Origin of the sequence: Exiguobacterium sp. LL15, from assembly GCF_024436095.1 — a bacterium.
In the GTDB taxonomy this organism is placed as follows: domain Bacteria; phylum Bacillota; class Bacilli; order Exiguobacteriales; family Exiguobacteriaceae; genus Exiguobacterium_A; species Exiguobacterium_A indicum.
This window is the reverse complement of record NZ_JANFNX010000001.1, coordinates 241,654-257,639: the sequence shown is the minus strand read 5'-3', so window position 1 is coordinate 257,639 and position 15,986 is coordinate 241,654. Positions and strand designations below refer to the sequence as shown.

12 protein-coding genes are annotated in these 15,986 nt (G+C 47.5%); 6 read left to right on the top strand and 6 right to left on the bottom strand.

Translation table 11 applies throughout. The annotated features are described in order from the left end of the window. Nucleotides 1–38: 38 nt before the first annotated feature. Genes NOM72_RS01190 through NOM72_RS01180 form a run of 3 tightly spaced genes read left to right on the top strand, consistent with a single transcriptional unit; the run spans nt 39 to nt 2,550 of the window. Nucleotides 39–1,052, top strand: coding sequence for a methionine ABC transporter ATP-binding protein (locus NOM72_RS01190; RefSeq protein WP_255997435.1), 1,014 nt, complete (start codon nt 39–41; stop codon nt 1,050–1,052). Further along, nucleotides 1,042–1,707 carry a methionine ABC transporter permease gene (locus NOM72_RS01185; RefSeq protein WP_023469366.1) on the top strand — a complete coding sequence of 222 codons (666 nt, stop codon included), beginning with the start codon at nt 1,042–1,044 and terminating at the stop codon, nt 1,705–1,707. The genes NOM72_RS01190 and NOM72_RS01185 overlap by 11 nt, the downstream gene beginning before the upstream one ends. Nucleotides 1,708–1,734: 27 nt before the next feature. Then, a complete protein-coding gene (locus tag NOM72_RS01180; protein WP_214859349.1) occupies nt 1,735–2,550 on the top strand; it encodes a MetQ/NlpA family ABC transporter substrate-binding protein in 816 nt (271 codons plus the stop codon). A gap of 59 nt (nt 2,551–2,609) precedes the next feature. Here NOM72_RS01180 and NOM72_RS01175 read toward each other — a convergent pair whose 3' ends face one another. Together NOM72_RS01175 and NOM72_RS01170 are read right to left on the bottom strand one after the other, a co-directional pair. Further along, entirely contained in the window at nt 2,610–3,110 is a 501-nt protein-coding gene (locus tag NOM72_RS01175) for a GNAT family N-acetyltransferase (RefSeq protein WP_255997432.1), read from the bottom strand. An 85-nt stretch (nt 3,111–3,195) separates the two neighbouring features. Beyond that, nucleotides 3,196–4,074 carry a CAP domain-containing protein gene (locus NOM72_RS01170; protein WP_023469369.1) on the bottom strand — a complete coding sequence of 293 codons (879 nt, stop codon included), beginning with the start codon at nt 4,072–4,074 and terminating at the stop codon, nt 3,196–3,198. 348 nt (nt 4,075–4,422) lie between these two features. On the opposite strand from NOM72_RS01170, the gene NOM72_RS01165 reads away from it, so the two are divergent. Then, nucleotides 4,423–4,779: a hypothetical protein gene (locus tag NOM72_RS01165; protein ID WP_255997430.1), complete on the top strand. Its 357-nt coding sequence runs from the start codon at nt 4,423–4,425 to the stop codon at nt 4,777–4,779. A 12-nt stretch (nt 4,780–4,791) separates the two neighbouring features. Here the strand turns inward: NOM72_RS01165 and NOM72_RS01160 are convergent, their stop codons facing one another. Continuing rightward, a complete protein-coding gene (locus NOM72_RS01160; RefSeq protein ID WP_255997428.1) occupies nt 4,792–7,542 on the bottom strand; it encodes a chitobiase/beta-hexosaminidase C-terminal domain-containing protein in 2,751 nt (916 codons plus the stop codon). A 129-nt stretch (nt 7,543–7,671) separates the two neighbouring features. Next, the gene (locus NOM72_RS01155; RefSeq protein ID WP_035396111.1) at nt 7,672–7,851 is read right to left on the bottom strand and encodes a DUF2188 domain-containing protein; all 180 of its coding nucleotides are present in this window, start codon (nt 7,849–7,851) and stop codon (nt 7,672–7,674) included. Between the two features lie 600 nt (nt 7,852–8,451). On the opposite strand from NOM72_RS01155, the gene NOM72_RS01150 reads away from it, so the two are divergent. Both NOM72_RS01150 and NOM72_RS01145 read left to right on the top strand, forming a co-directional pair. Beyond that, the gene (locus NOM72_RS01150) at nt 8,452–10,482 is read left to right on the top strand and encodes a thioredoxin domain-containing protein (protein WP_255997425.1); all 2,031 of its coding nucleotides are present in this window, start codon (nt 8,452–8,454) and stop codon (nt 10,480–10,482) included. Between the two features lie 200 nt (nt 10,483–10,682). Then, nucleotides 10,683–14,054 carry an SH3 domain-containing protein gene (locus NOM72_RS01145; RefSeq protein WP_255997423.1) on the top strand — a complete coding sequence of 1,124 codons (3,372 nt, stop codon included), beginning with the start codon at nt 10,683–10,685 and terminating at the stop codon, nt 14,052–14,054. Between the two features lie 316 nt (nt 14,055–14,370). Here the strand turns inward: NOM72_RS01145 and NOM72_RS01140 are convergent, their stop codons facing one another. Continuing rightward, entirely contained in the window at nt 14,371–15,459 is a 1,089-nt protein-coding gene (locus tag NOM72_RS01140; protein WP_255997421.1) for a universal stress protein, read from the bottom strand. Continuing rightward, nucleotides 15,456–15,977, bottom strand: coding sequence for a K(+)-transporting ATPase subunit C (gene kdpC, locus NOM72_RS01135; protein ID WP_023469375.1), 522 nt, complete (start codon nt 15,975–15,977; stop codon nt 15,456–15,458). The genes NOM72_RS01140 and kdpC overlap by 4 nt, the downstream gene beginning before the upstream one ends. Nucleotides 15,978–15,986 lie beyond the last annotated feature (9 nt).

Genomic DNA, 15,986 nt, shown 5'->3' with positions numbered 1-15,986 from the left:
AGGAAAAAGCGACTTTTTTTGTATGAGGAGATGAGCGGATGATTGAATTCAAACATATTACAAAACGGTTCGTTCGAGATCGGACCCCGATTTTTGCATTACGGGATGTCGATTTGACGATTCAAAAAGGAGAAATCTTCGGAATCATTGGCGAGTCTGGTGCCGGTAAAAGTACGTTGCTTCGCCTAATCAACGGGCTCGAGCATCCGACACAAGGAACCGTCAAGGTCGACGGTGTCTCGCTCGGCGGGATGTCAAAAACAGATTTGCGTCAACTTCGCTTGCGGACAGGAATGATCTTTCAGCATTTCCAATTGATCCAGTCGCGCAACGTCGCGGATAACATCGCTTTTGCGCTCAAGGCCGCTGGCGTCAAACGAGCAGATTTCCCGGAGCGGATTCGCGAACTCGTCTCGCTCGTCGGACTTGAAGGATTTGAGACGAACTTCCCGAGTCAATTAAGCGGTGGGCAGAAACAGCGCGTCGGGATTGCCCGGGCACTCGCAAACAATCCGACCGTCTTGTTATGTGATGAAGCGACATCCGCTCTTGACCCCGTTACGACACTACAGATCCTTGAACTGCTGAAGGATTTGAATGAACGACTCGGGTTGACGATCGTCCTCATCACGCATGAGATTGATGTCGTCAAACAGATTTGCCATCGTGTCGCGGTCATGTCGCAAGGTGAAGTCGTTGAAGTCGCCTCAACCTATGACTTGTTCAGTCAAGCTAAGCATCCGGTGACGCAACATTACGTCGATACGGCACTACAAATCGAATTGCCGGAACGCATCTTACAGGCAACCCCAGGCAAGATCATCCGCTTGCAGTTCACGGGCGAGAAGACCGGTGAGAGTACGTTATCAGAAGCGATCCGCCGTTACGATATCTCAGTCAGTATCTTGCACGGCAAGGTCGACTATATTCAAGACGTCGCCTTCGGTGTCCTCATTGTCAGCTTGACGGGATCATCCGATCAAATCGCTCCTGCCCTCGACTGGCTCGCGACGGAACTTCATGCACTCGAGGTGATTCAGGATGTGGCTTGATCGTATTCAAACGATGTTACCTGAACTCTTGAAGGCACTCGGCGAGACAGCATGGATGGTCGGAATTTCACTTGCTTTCGCATTGGTCGTCGGGATTCCGCTCGGAATTCTCTTGTTCGTCACCGACCGCGGATTATTTTTTCAAAACCTTGCCGTCCGCCGTGTTCTTGACTTCGTCGTCAACATCGTCCGGTCGCTACCGTTCATCATCTTGCTGGTTGCCCTCATTCCGTTGACGAAGTTCTTACTCGACAATACAATCGGTCCGACGGCAGCGTCCGTCAGCCTTAGTGTCGCAGCGATTCCGTTTCTCGCACGCCTTGTCGAAACATCACTCCGCGAGATTCCGCCTGGTTTGATTGAAGCAGCAGAAGCATGTGGGGCGAAACCCTTGCGGATCATCGTCAGTGTCCTCTTACCGGAAGCACTCCCTGGCATCATTCAGGGCATCACATTAACGACGATCAGCTTGATCGGCTTCTCAGCGATGGCTGGTATCGTCGGCGGCGGTGGTGTTGGTGACCTCGCGATCCGTTTCGGTTACTATCGCTACGATAATCTCATCATGATCGTGACGATCGTCGTGCTCATCGTCATCGTTCAAAGTATTCAAGCACTTGGCAATCAACTGGCGCGAAAAACAGATAAACGCTAATCATACATGCAAAGGGAGAGTGCAATCATGAAAAAACGATATGCCTTTTTAGCAACAGCCTTACTCGGTGCAGGAGTCCTCGCAGGATGTGGAGACAGCAGCGCTGATGAAAAAGACAAGACGATCAAGATCGGGGCGACGAGCGGTCCGTATAGCGACATGGTCAAACAAGCGATCCAGCCACAACTCGAAAAGAAAGGCTACAAAGTCGAAATCGTCGAGTTCAGCGATTACATTCAACCGAACATCGCCCTCGGTAGCGGCAATATCGACGCCAACTTGTTCCAACACTCGATCTATCTCAAGACGTTTTCTAAAGAAAAGAATCTCGACTTAAAAGGACTGATCACGGTTCCGACAGCACCGATGGGACTATACAGTAAAACAGCGAAGACACTTGACGACGTCAAGACAGGTGCTGAAGTCGCGACGCCGAATGATCCGACGAACCAAGCACGGGCACTGAACTTGCTTGCGGAACAAGGGTGGATTGAACTCAAGCCGGATGCTGATCCTCTGACCGTTTCAGAAAAAGATATCGTCAAGAATCCGAAGAAACTCGTCATCAAACCACTCGAAGCGGCTCAACTGCCACGCGCTGTCGAAAGTGTCGATATCTCAGCCGTTCCAGGGAACTTCGCACTTGCTGCGAAATTCGACTTACTTGATGCGTTAGCACTTGAGACGATGGACGAACAATACCGGAACCTCGTCGCTGTCCAAACGAAAGATGCGGACAAACAAGTCGCAAAAGACTTAAAAGCAGCCGTCGAATCGGACGCCTTCAATGAAGTTATCGAAAAATCATTCAAAGGCTTCAGCAAGCCTGAATGGGCAAACTGATACAAAAAATGACCGGAATTCAAGGAGAGATCATCTCTTTGAATTCCGGTCGTTTGGTGTTAGAACCGATACCACATCAGTTCTTCATCATGATAGGTATCATCGATTTTCAGCGCCCGTGGTTCAATCGCGTATGATTCAAAACCAAGCGACCGGTACAACGCTTTAGCAGCTTCGTTCGTCCGGACGACGGAGAGATGGACTTGCTCAATTACAGGATGCTGCTTTAATGTACGTAATGCCTCTTTTACAAGGTGTCGTCCGACCTGTTGTTTTCGGGCGCGTGGCGTGACGTACATCGCAAATACATTCGCTCGATGTCGCATCTTGAACGGCTCGGAGCAGACGATAGTGACGACACCGACGAGTTCATTTTCATGAAACGCACCAAACGTCATCGACTGTTCGCTTTCAAGACGAGTTGCGTACCGTTCGACGGATCGATCTTTTTCTGATTCATAATCAGAGCCAAATGCCTCAGGATGGTTTCGTAAGGCTTCTAATCGCAACGCTTTATAGAGTACTGCATCTTCTGGATTCAATCGACGGATTTCCAACATCCCTACCTCCTGCCTTTAGTGTAAAACACATCGCTTCATGAAAAAGAGGACGACATCGTGAAATATCGTCCTCCATTTTTCTATTTTAAGGTGTTCGGAAATTAATCGTGAAGTATGGCGCGTTACTCCGGAAAGCCACACCGATGTCAGCTTGTTTGTACTCTTTTTTCAAAATATTTTCTCGGTGCCCTTTTGAATTCATTAAGCCCCAATGTGATGCAAAGACATTCGGATAGCCCATTGATAGATTTTCACCAGCATAGCTGAACCTGATTCCTTCACGCTTCATCCGGTCGAACGGATCACGCCCTTGCGGATCCGTATGTGCGAAGAAATTATTCTTCGCCATATTTTCGCTATGACCGCGTGTCACTGGCTTCAGTGCCGTGTACGGAGCCAACGGATTTAACTTGTAGTCAGCCCGTTCCCAGTTCATCAATCGTAGCATCAGCTTCTCATCCGTCGTTCGTAACGCATTCGAAGCCGTACCATAGAAACCCTTTTTCTTCGCTTCGACGTCTTTCGGAATCGACAGTGTCGCTTTCACCTTATTCCCATCATGTTGGTCGAAGAAATAGGTGACGTAATTCCCCTTCTTCTCATAGACGGCTGCATGATCCAGGTTCAACATGTAGTTCGTGTTGCCTTTACGGTAGGACTTCACTGCGGTCCATCCTTTTTTCTTCAGCGATGATTCCGTATCCTTGTTCAAGACTGCCCCTTGCGTTGTTATACCATTTTTAAATCGGTACTTCCCGTATTCCTTACCGTCCTTCGTCAACGATACGAATTCTTCGCTGGACGTCCGCCTGACTTCCCAGTCGTAACCTGGATATTCACTGCTATATCGATCAATCAGCTTGCCGCCACTTTTCGGATAATCGGCTTCTGCCTGTTCCATTGGAATGTTCTCGTAGCCGAAAAAAGCTACTGCTGCTACTCCGACGATCAACCATTTTTTCATATCTTCGTTTCGCCTCCTTTAATCATTACCTTTATTTTAAAAGAAAATGATTCTTTCGAACAGTCATTGGCTCTTAATTGTCTAAATCACATTTTCCGTTCACAAATTAGACACGTTTTATGAGAACGTTCTCATGTTATTAAAATGCTTTCGTTAAGAGGATTCTTAAAAGTATTTAGTACATATACTAAACCATCTTTCCCTTTTCTTAAAATGTGTGAACATTCTTTTATTTCATCATTCGAGATTTTTGATTGCTCTCGGAATTCTTACTCGGTATCATTAGAATTCGTAAGCCAAACTTTCAATGCTTTTCCAAATAACATAATGAAATGAAGGAGTTGACCTATGGTTTTACTGTATTTCATTTATGAGTCCATCGCCTTTTTACCGATTCAGCAATATTTATTTTCTGGATGGATGATTCTCGTCGTGTTGACGGTTTCATTCAGTTTAGCGAATGCACACGAAGATGTACGATTGAATCAACGACTCGGTTTTGAGTTACTCGTTCCTGGTTCCGGTATGTTGCTTTCCAAACAATTCATTCCTGGTCTCGCCATTATCCTATTTTTGATCATGGTACACTTCACGTATATGTTCCGCGTCATTCCTCTTCCTGTCGCTTTAATCTCGACACTTTCGATTAGCACACTTTCTTTTCTTTCTCTCTTTTTCCCGTCACGCAAAAAAGCGGACCGTTAAGTCCGCTTTTCATCATTGATATTTCGTTGTTTCTTTCAAACGATAAAAATGAGAAAGTTCTAACCAAATCGTTTTCCCTTTTTTCGTCTTCACTTGAATATATGGTCGATCTTGCGATACACGCAGTGCGAGCAACTCACCTTGTTGCTCTCCAGTTGTTCCGCTCGCTTTTAACCAATGACGACCTAATTTCCATTCGAGGAAGATATGTTTTCCTTTTTGAACGGCACGCCATTTTCCGATTTCTGCGATGCCTTTGACCGGAACGGCTGTCTCTGCACCTTGAATCGAGATGATCGCCGGATCGTGGTCACTCGCGCTACCGTCTGCTTCCATATACTCCGAGTTGATGTTGACGATATCAGAAGACGTATAACGTTTTAAGTTGTTCGAGATCAAGATGTGATCGAGCACTTGAGCATTTCCGTTATAGACGTAAGAGTATCGCTCGGATTCTGGAAGATCATCGACTGTATTCCAGAGGTTTTTCCCTTTCAGGATATTTAGCGTTTCTGAGAACTGGAAGTCGTTCAAGTCACCGAGAACGACGACATTCGAGTCTTTGACTTCCGTTTTCAATTCAGAGACAAAATCTTGGACGATGTTCGCGATCGCATGACGCTGGACTTCACTCTTACGTACGACCGGTTGGTTCTTACCGAAGTCAGCTCCGTCGCCACCTTTTGAGTTGAAGTGGTTGACGATGACGTGATACGAATCACCGTTGAAGAGGAATTCCGCGACGAGTGGTTTTCGAGAACTGGCGAAGTTCGGATCCGTCGGCTGGATGCGACCCGGGTTTTTCGTCAGCTTGCCGTTCTCCACCGCAACAGCTTCCGTTGCACCACCTTTTTCACCTGGTGCGAGCGATACACGCGCCGGGTTGTAAAGGAATCCGACACGGATGTTTCCACCCGGCTGTCCACCGTCTTTCTTATCTTCAGGCGCGATGTCCGTATAGGCATAGCGGACACCTGTTTTTGCTTCGATTGCTGCAATCAATGTCTCGAATGATTTTGATGCGTCGACTGTTCCGCTATCCGTCGCACCATCATTATCCTGCATCTCTGTCAAACCGACGATGTCCGGCGTCTTCAGGAATGTCGCGATGCCTTCTGAGACACGATCGACTTTTCCAGCGTCTGCCGTTGAGGCGAAGTTCTCGACGTTGTACGAAGCAACCGTCAAGCGTGATTCCCCCGTCTTGATGTTCGTAGGTTGACGCTCCACTTCGCTCGTGACAAGTTTCGGAAGGTCCGCTGCTTTGGCGAGTACTTTATAGGCCGAATAGTTATAGCTCATGACGCCTTCGATTGTTCCATCGAATGTATCACCAGCTTTCGCACGGTACGACGAGCTGCCCATCTCGACAAAGAGACGTTCTGGGTTGACATTATCCTTCGTCAGGATTGGTGTGCCACGTTTTGTGTAGACCTTGTTTGCGTCTGTTTGTGTCCGAACTGGGATTGTTCGGTTTGCTTGCGGCCCTGTGACGATTGCGTTCGGTAAAGCGACACGCATACCTTCTAAGCTTTCGTATAAATCGATCGCATCTTCTTTTGGATCAAACTGCGCGAAGGAATCATTGTCGACGACTTGCGTCGGAATCAAGACCCCTTTATCACCAAGAACGATACTTGCTGGTAAGCCTTCATTAAGCGCCCCCTTCACGAGATTGACCGTACTGATTTCCGTGACAGCAAGGTCTGTATCTGCTTTATCGCTGTATCCGCCAAGTAACCACTCTTTGACATATCCTGTCGTCGCGATCTGTTGTCCAACAGCAGCACCATGGTTTTTCGCATAGACGAGAATCCCTTCCGATGTCCGGCTGTCGTTATCCGGATTCGGATCTTGCATGTAGAAGTTGTTCGCATCGACGACGTACGTGACGACACCTGTCGTCCGGACGAGTTGATCTGCGTAAGGCGACGTATGCGCAATACCTTGGATGTTGCTGATTTTCGTGATTGGTGGTGCGATATAGTACTTGAATGTCGAAACCGCTGACGTTTTACCGTCCTTGACGGCAACTGCTTGAATCGTCACTTCATCGTTGATTGTAATCGGTGACGTGTACACCGGACTGTCGACAGTTGGTGTCGTGCCATCGACCGTATAATGAATCGTTCCTTCACCTGACAATGTCACTTGATCTCCACGTTCAACTTCACCGACTGGAGAAGCTGTAGGTGCTGCAAGAACGTCGCCCGCTTCTGTCTGATGACTGCCGAGATTCGTCAGTGTATCGACCGGGAAGCTCGTCCACTGTGATGGTTCGTACGTTTTAGCACCAGACGTGACGCCGGCATTCCGGACGAGTGTCGTATCTTTTGCGAAATCCGTTGATGAACCGAGTGGTCCGATGATATCAAGAACAACATCACCCTTTTTCAGTGCGATGGGATCATTTCCGTTGAAGTTCAATGATCCCGTCGTCAATTGTGCTTTTGCTTTGATGTCCGCATTCGCACTCGAATTCGCGATGACGAACGTCTTCCCTGGATCCACTTTCCCCGATAGTGTGATTTTCGCTTCTGACGGTCCACCGTTCGTATATTGAACGAGTGTATAGTCTGCTAAATCAATGATTTGCCCCGACCCATTGTATAGCTCGATAGCCTTATTATTACTTGTTCCTTCTATGTATTCAGACAAGATGACGCCTTCGCCTTCTGCCCCGACAAGACCCGCTTGTGGAAGGATTCCTGCTGTTAATACTCCGGCCAATGCCCACTTTCCAAACGTACTGCCGTATTTCATGATGAGACCCCCTATTGAATTTTCTGACACTTCTTCATAATATCAGATTATATTCTCAATAGTGTATATTTTTCGTAAAAAAAGATACCATCCTTCGTAAATGAAATGAATGGTATCGCTTACAAATTTTTATTGTTCGTCTTTGTGACTTTCGTACCATTTTTCAGCTTGCGATGTCGCGATCGGAATGGCGCGTCCCTCTTCATAGCCGTCTTTTAATAACGCGTTCGCGATCTCGATCGCTTTTTTTCGAAGTGGCGGATCAAAGTTCTTGAATGACTCCGGATAGTCGTTCTCATTCCATGGCATGTCGTCACCCCCTTCTTTCAGCATTACCCGAAAAAAGGCACAAAAAAAACGCCTCATCAGCGTGTCGTTGTTTTTGGTTGTCATGAGAATCGAGGATTACAGGTGATCAAAACACCTGAAACGACGAAAGCCCTACCTCTCTTTCGTTGTTACGGCTCCTTGGCCGCGCCAGCTGAATCAAGCATTTTAGCAAGAATCGTGATGCGTCTGCAACGGACGCATGATACTGGGATTTTTAGAAATAGCTCGGGAATGAGCGGAAAAGTATCGATTGGAAGGTTTATCTTGCTGGGTCAACTTCTCCTCGTAGTATGAAGAAGGACAAAATAAAAGCGATGACTTATGTCTGACTCATTTGTCAGTAGCGGTCTAAAAATCCTGACCTGTCGATTTAATTGTATGATATGGATTGAAGATTCTCACATGAGTGATCATCCCCGATTCATGACTTATATTAATCTATCACACTTTCTTTTATAAAGTCAATCTTTCTTTTTAAAAATCGTTTTCTCCTGTCTCAGAATTGGAGTTGCACCTGCCGTAAAAGCCGAGTATCGTGAAGAGGACTTATTATTATAGAAGAAACGAGGGAAATCCATCATGTCGAATCGACTTATCCATGAAACGAGTCCCTACCTATTGCAACACGCTCATCAGCCTGTCGATTGGTACCCGTGGGGCGAAGACGCCTTCACTGCCGCTCGAGAAAGCGGCAAGCCGATCTTTTTATCGATTGGTTATTCGACGTGCCATTGGTGCCATGTGCTGTCTCATGAGAGCTTCGAAGATGAAGAAACGGCACGACTCTTGAACGAACGCTACATCGCAATCAAGGTCGACCGGGAAGAACGTCCTGACATCGACCATGTCTACATGACGGCGGCTCAAGTCATGAACGGACAAGGTGGCTGGCCACTGAGCGTCTTCATGACAGCGGACCAGCAACCATTTTACATCGGCACGTATTTTCCGAAGACGCCTCAGTTCAACCGCCCGAGTTTTCGTCAGGTGACGCTTCAGCTCAGCGAGCAATTCCGCCGTTCACCAGAAAAAATCGCACAAGTCGGTCAGAACATGTCGCAGACGCTTCGCGACGTATTGCAGCCTACGACGTCTACCCATACTTGGAATGAATCCATCATTCACGAGACCTTTGATCAAGCGATGCGCCAATTTGACCGTCAACACGGTGGATTCGGCGAGGCACCGAAGTTTCCGTCGCCTGCCCTGCTTCGTTTCTTGCTTGATTATTATCAATACGCGGAAGACGAGACGGCGCTCCAGATGGTCATGCGGTCACTGATTGCGATGCGTGACGGCGGGATGACGGATCAAGTCGGCTACGGTCTGTTCCGTTATACGGTCGATGCCAAATGGGAAATTCCTCATTTCGAGAAGATGCTGTACGACAATGCTTGGTTTGCAACCCTATGTATCGAGACGTACCAAGTGACCGGACAAATCCGCTTCCGGCGCTACGCGGAAGAAGTACTGACATTCGTAGAGCGTGAGTTGTCTGCACCGGACGGCACCTTCTACGCTGCACTGGATGCGGATAATGAAGGAGGCGAAGGACATTATTATACCTTCACGGCAGCTGAACTGACGGACTTACTCGGACCAGACGCACTGTTCCCGCGCTTCTACCATGCCTCCCAGTCCGGGAACTTCGAAGGAAGGAATGTCTTTTACCGGACAGGACAAACACTCGAGATGTTCGCACGTGAAATCCACTTGTCACCTGCTGAGACAGCAGCGCAACTCGAACGCGAGCGACAAATTCTTCTTCGTGCGCGAAGTGAACGCCCGCGACCATTTTGTGATGATAAGCGCCTGACATCGTGGAACGCGATGATGATCTCGACGTTCGCTAAAGCCGGTCGTGTCTTTGGTGAACCGCATTATACACGTGTCGCCACGCGTGCGATGACATCACTCGAGCGATTCGTCCGCACGGAGAATCAACTTGCTGTTCATTACCGAGATGGACAAGCGACCGGTCACGGTTTCCTCGATGACTATGCGTACTTGATCGATGCACATCTTGAACTATTCCAATCAACACGACGGGCGCTTCATCTAAAGGAAGCTTTAGCATTCGCAGATGTGCTGCAGGACCAGTTTCAAACAGCAGATGGTTATTTTTATCTGACTTCGTCACGCTCCGATGAGCTACTCGTTCGCCCACTCGATCTGTATGATGGCGTCACACCTGCTGGAAATAGTATTGCCTTAAACGCTTTCTTCACGCTTAGTCGTCTGACCGGGCGTCTCGTTTATCAGGAAAGTGCCGAACGGGCGCTCACAGCTTTAATCGAAGAAGTCGAGCAACAACCGACCGGATTTGCCTCCCTTGTCAGTACCTTCACCTACCGGCAGATGGAACCGAAGGAATTGATTATCTTGATTCCAGAAAACGTAGACATCCCGGTCGAAATCGAGCAACTGCAACAGTTACGCTTACCGGAAGTTGCGTTGTTAATTGGTACGAAGCGTGACCTTTTGCCGCACGTCTCTTTGCTCGCGGATTATCCAGAACCAGAAGAGCCAACGGCGTATCTCTGTCATGATTTTACTTGTGAACGCCCGACGACGAATTTAACAGAAATCCTCGCACGTCTCACTATCTGATCCTATTCCCTCTTGTTTAAACAAACAGGAGGGTTTTTCAAAAAACTAAATCCCTTTTTTCAAAAAAACCCAATATTTTCTTCATAAAAATCCGATATGGTCGATAGTAGGAATAGGCATAAGTACGTACACCTTAGACCAGACATCCTAGAAGCCGATTCCGTCCGCTTGGACGAATATCTACTAGGAGGAAAGATACTTTGAATACGACATCCATCTCGAAACCTTTGAAGGTGTTCGCGAGTCTTCTTATCGTGTTTAGCATCATTCTATCATCTCTACCGATAGTGAACGCAGCAACAACGAAAGTAACGGCTTATCGTCTATCGGCAGATACGGATCTGTATGATAAGACGACATCTTCACGGAAACGCTTGTTGACGATCAAGACCGGAACGGTCGTTTCATCCGCATATGATGCCGGAAGCTACAAAAAAGTAACATATGGCGGAAAAACGGGATATGTCGCTTCAAAATATTTAGTGTTGTATGAGAAAAAGCAAACGATCTCTGGACAACGCTATATCGTCTCTACGAATACGGCGATTAAAAATGCGGCACGCACGACAGCAACGACAATTGGTACCTTGCAAAGTAAAGATGTGTATTATACGACACAACGGATTACCGATCCATACGGCAAAACGTGGTATCGCCTGAACTACGCAGGAAAAACAGGATATGTCCTATCTGGTGCCACTCCTGTTTCCTATCAGAAGATTGCGAACGAAACATCACGTACGACGGATACCTACACGCTACATACTTATGCAGGAACGGGTTATCCAAAAGTCGAATCGATTCCAGTTGGGACAAACGTTGAAGTAGTCGGAAAAATCGACGGCTGGTATAGCGTTCGTCACGGCAAAAATAGTGGATACATGCACCGTGACGCTTTTTTACAAGTCTCTAAACAAAGTGTCAAAACGATTCCTACTACACGTGTTCTCTTGAAGAAATCCGTCGAAATCAAAGCATCTGCCTCTTCGACGAGTAAAACGATTGCTTCTTTAAAAACAGGCGATGCGTATTACACGACGACACTTGCAACGGATTCTCGAGGTAGCACGTGGCACAAAATTAAAAAAGACGGTCAAACCGGTTATCTTTTAGCGAATCAAGGAACGATCGTGAATTATGAAAGCCTGAAGAACGTCTCTTTCGTCACAACAGCTAAAACGACACTTCGCTCTTATGCAGGCAGTTCGTATGCAGGAATCAAGTCGATTCCGGCCGGTGCGAAACCGCTCGTCTCTGGTCGAATCGGTACATGGTATCGTGTCACGTACGATGGTGTAACAGGATATGCGTCGGCTTCGACGTTTAAGACAGCAGCCCTCGTCCAAACCATTTCAGGTACACGTTTCGCCGTCACATCATCCACCGATATCTTAGTCGCTCCTGAAGCAGATGCGTTTAAAATCGCTACGCTTCAAGAGGGTGATATCTATTACACGACACGTCTCGTCACACTTGGTTCTAAAAAATGGTATCAGATCAAAAAAGACGGAAAGACCGGTTACATCGCTTACGGAACAGGAGAAAAAGTCTCCTATCAAGCGGATGCCGTGACGATGAAAACAACCGACGCTACAGGATTAAAGTCTTATGCTGGCGTATCTTACGCTTCCATCAAGTCTATCCCAAGCGGTACGAAGGTATCCGTAACAGGGTCTATCAATGAGTGGTACCGTGTGACGTATGCAGGAAAAATCGGATATGTTCATCAGGATGATTTGAACGAATATATCGTAACGTCTACGATCTCAGCAGCGCGTTATGTATTAAATACATCCATCGACGTCAAAACGACGTATCAGGCGGATGCCGATACATGGAAGACGCTAAAAAGCGGAGATGTCTATTACACGACGCGCCTTGTCACGAACGGTCACGGTCAGTCGTGGCATCGTATTTCAGTAGACGGGAAAACAGGATACATCCGAGCGAATCAAGGAAGTCCGATTTCATACCGTAAGATTTCAGCCCATCGCTATAAGACGGTACAAACGACTTCTCTGAAGTCATATGCTGGTCCGACATACAGCGAAGTCTCATCGCTTACGAAAGGAACAGTCGTACAAGTGAATGGTTCAATCGGGACATGGATGAACGTAAGTGTTAATGGAAAAACAGGGTATATCGATGGCGCTCTTTTAACACCTTATACAGAAACGAAAAAGATTAGTGGCGCTCGTTTCCTCGCGAACGAGAACTTAATCATTCGAAATTCACCTTTAGAAGAAGCAACAGCACTTACGACACTAGCTAAAGGAAACGTCTACTACACGACTTCACTGATTACGTCACATACGAATAAACAGTGGCATAAAGTAACGATCAATGGAAAAACAGGGTATGTCGATACGAACGCATCTACAAGTAAGATTGACTATGTATCGAAAGATTCGTTATACGTCCGAGCTACAAGTCCTACTCCACTTCGCTCGTATGTCGGAAGTTCCTATCAAGTCGTGACGACGATTCCTTCGAACGTCGTCGTCAACGTCACCGGACAAATCGGCCAATGGTATAAGATTTCCTATCAAGGTAAATCAGGCTATGCGTATAATGGAACACTTGTAACGACATCTTCAAAACTAAATGTCTACAACTCCATTGCGACACCGTATACATTTGATAACTTCATCAGCACTCAAATGAAGTTAAATCCTTCACCTCAAACCGATTTGTATAAAAATAAGATGATGTATGTCAGCTCGATGTATGTTCGATTCGGTGGATCAGAAGACCCAGTCAATGGTACACTCGCGACCGTATCGTCAACGACACCACTCAACATCCGATCGGGTGCGGCGACGGATAGCCATATTTATGGACAATTCCAGCCGAAACAGATGATTAAGGTCTATCAACGAATCGGTGATTTCTATACGACGTATCCGCGTGTTTACACGTCTTCCACTGGATACTGGACACTCGGTTGGTTGAATGCACTCGAGTCCGATGTCCGGAACGTCGCTGACCCATTAAAAGTCAGCCGCTCTTCAAAGGAATTCTTCCAATTCCTTGATTTATCGAAGACGACAGGCGCATCTGCCGCAACATTAGATAAGATCATCAGTACAAAAGGCATCTTTGGTAAATGTACGACTGGAAGCTGTGGACAAGCATTCATCGACGCTGGTACAGCCTTTTCCGTCAACGAAATCTACTTGATCTCCCACGCGCTACTTGAGACAGGAAATGGAACGTCAACTTTAGCGAATGGAGTCATGTGGAATGGAAAAATGGTCTACAACATGTACGGCATCGGTGCTATCGATTCAGATCCAATCAACGGTGGAGCAAGGACAGCTTACGAAAAAGGATGGTTCACACCGGAAGCAGCCATCATGGGTGGAGCCGAATTTATTGGAACCCAATATATTCACCATGCATACAATCAAAACACACTCTATAAAATGCGCTGGAACCCAATGAATCCTGGTCGTCATCAATATGCGACAGACATGGGATGGGCAGCGAAACAAACGACTCGCATCTATGATTTATATCAACAAATGGATAGCTATACAGCTGTCTTCGATATTCCAGTCTTCGCTCGTTGAGGAAACGATGAAGCCGAGTCTTTAAATCATTGAAATGATTCCAACAAAAAAAGGAAAGACCGTTCTGGTGACTTCACTGGAACGGTCTTTCCTTTTTGATTGATGTAGAACGAAAAATGTCATCCTCCACTCCTACAGGATCAGAAAGCGCACGCGGCGCTTTCGTCAGGGTTAGGTAAGACCCGGCAGACCGCATCAAATGCAGGGATGCCGCGGCTTACCTCCCGCCCTGAGGACAGGGAGAATGACCGACTCGTTCGTCTTGTGAAACGACAAACTTCGAAGAGAACCCCTGCATTTACGCGGAAGGGCTCCCCTAGCGTTCCATGTCATCGGCAACGATTTGGATATCGATCCCACGGACATGACGCATGATTTCATTGATGATCGACCCGCGCCGGACTTCCTGCCAACGGGTCCGTGCAGATTGACCGAGGACGATTTGAGTGATGCGATGATGCTTGGCAGCTGCCGTGATCGCTTGGGCGATCGAGCGCTCGCCTTGGATTCGGATTAGAACTTCTGCTCCGAACAAGGAGCCGCTCTCGCGTACCATCGCTAAGACTTCTTTCTGTTTCGCATTCAATTGATTTTCCGCTGCCGGTAAAATCGTTAGGACATACAGTTCTGCCTTCAATCGACTTGCCATGCGAAAGCCGCGATAGATCAACTTCCGCGCGTTGTCGTTGAGTTGGATACAGACGAGAATTCGTTCTTGTAGCGACGCCGGATCTTTTTCGATCAGCAAACGTGATTGATAGACTTGATCGTCGACTTCGTCCGCGACCTGACGCAGCGATAGCTCACGTAAGCTCGCAAGATTCTGAAGCGAGAAGAACGAATTCAAGCTCTGTTCAATCTTTTCTTTTTTGTAGATCTTTCCTTGCTCGAGTCGTTCCCGTAACGTCTGTGGCGTGACGTCGACGAGTAGAATCTCATCGGCTTCCCCGAGAAACGGATCCGGGATGCGTTCCCGCACTTCGACACCCGTCACTTCCTTGACTTTAAAGAGCAAGCTTTCGAAATGCTGGATGTTGACGGCCGAATAGACATTAATTCCTGCTTCAAGAAGTGCTGCGACATCTTGATAGCGTTTCTTTCGTACCGATCCTGGCGCATTCGTATGCGCCAGTTCATCGATCAGAACGATATCGGGGCGACGGGCAATGATCGCGTCCACGTTCACCTCGGGGAATGTCTTGTCCTTGTAGACGACTTCAAGTAGCGGGACTTGTTCGAGTTGCCCGACCATCTCCGCCGTCTCTTTTCGACCGTGCGTCTCAATCAGACCGATGACGACATCCTTGCCTTCAAGCATCAATGTTCGTGCATCGGCAAGCATCTTATACGTCTTTCCGACACCAGGAGCTGAGCCGATGTACAGCTTCAGCTTTCCTCGTGTCATGACTTACTCCGATCAAGGGCTAAGTTCAAACGCAGGACGTTGACGTAATCATGTGTTCCTGCTTCCTTCGTGATCAACTTCCGTACTTCTTCACGCGACAGGTCGCGCGCGGTTGCGATACGCTTCGCCTGAACCAAAGCATAATCGACTGAGATGTGCGGATCGAAGCCAGAACCGGATGTCACGAGGGCATCGTCCGGAAGCGAAGCGCCGTCCACTTGGTTCTGTTTCTGTAATTCCGCCATCTTCGTGCCAAGCTCCGGGTTCGACGCTGCTAGGTTATCCCCAGCAGACGCTCCCGCTAATTGATCGACCGCTGATGGACGTCCGTGAAAATACTGTTTCGACGTGAACGGCTGGGCAATCAATTCCGATCCGATGAATTTTCCGTTTTCTTGTACTAAAGAACCTTCAGCTTTATCCGGTACGAGTAGTTGACCAAACAGGGTCAATAAAGCGGGAAAGACGATCCCGCATAACGCCGTGACGAAGACCGTCACACGAATGGCTTGTTTCATGATTCGTTT

Coding starts and splice junctions, on each gene's coding strand:
- NOM72_RS01190 (WP_255997435.1), top strand. CDS start 39: ATGATTGAATTCAAACATATTACAAAACGGTTCGTTCGAGATCGGACC.
- NOM72_RS01185 (WP_023469366.1), top strand. CDS start 1,042: ATGTGGCTTGATCGTATTCAAACGATGTTACCTGAACTCTTGAAGGCA.
- NOM72_RS01180 (WP_214859349.1), top strand. CDS start 1,735: ATGAAAAAACGATATGCCTTTTTAGCAACAGCCTTACTCGGTGCAGGA.
- NOM72_RS01175 (WP_255997432.1), bottom strand. CDS start 3,110: ATGTTGGAAATCCGTCGATTGAATCCAGAAGATGCAGTACTCTATAAA.
- NOM72_RS01170 (WP_023469369.1), bottom strand. CDS start 4,074: ATGAAAAAATGGTTGATCGTCGGAGTAGCAGCAGTAGCTTTTTTCGGC.
- NOM72_RS01165 (WP_255997430.1), top strand. CDS start 4,423: ATGGTTTTACTGTATTTCATTTATGAGTCCATCGCCTTTTTACCGATT.
- NOM72_RS01160 (WP_255997428.1), bottom strand. CDS start 7,542: ATGAAATACGGCAGTACGTTTGGAAAGTGGGCATTGGCCGGAGTATTA.
- NOM72_RS01155 (WP_035396111.1), bottom strand. CDS start 7,851: ATGCCATGGAATGAGAACGACTATCCGGAGTCATTCAAGAACTTTGAT.
- NOM72_RS01150 (WP_255997425.1), top strand. CDS start 8,452: ATGTCGAATCGACTTATCCATGAAACGAGTCCCTACCTATTGCAACAC.
- NOM72_RS01140 (WP_255997421.1), bottom strand. CDS start 15,459: ATGACACGAGGAAAGCTGAAGCTGTACATCGGCTCAGCTCCTGGTGTC.
- kdpC (WP_023469375.1), bottom strand. CDS start 15,977: ATGAAACAAGCCATTCGTGTGACGGTCTTCGTCACGGCGTTATGCGGG.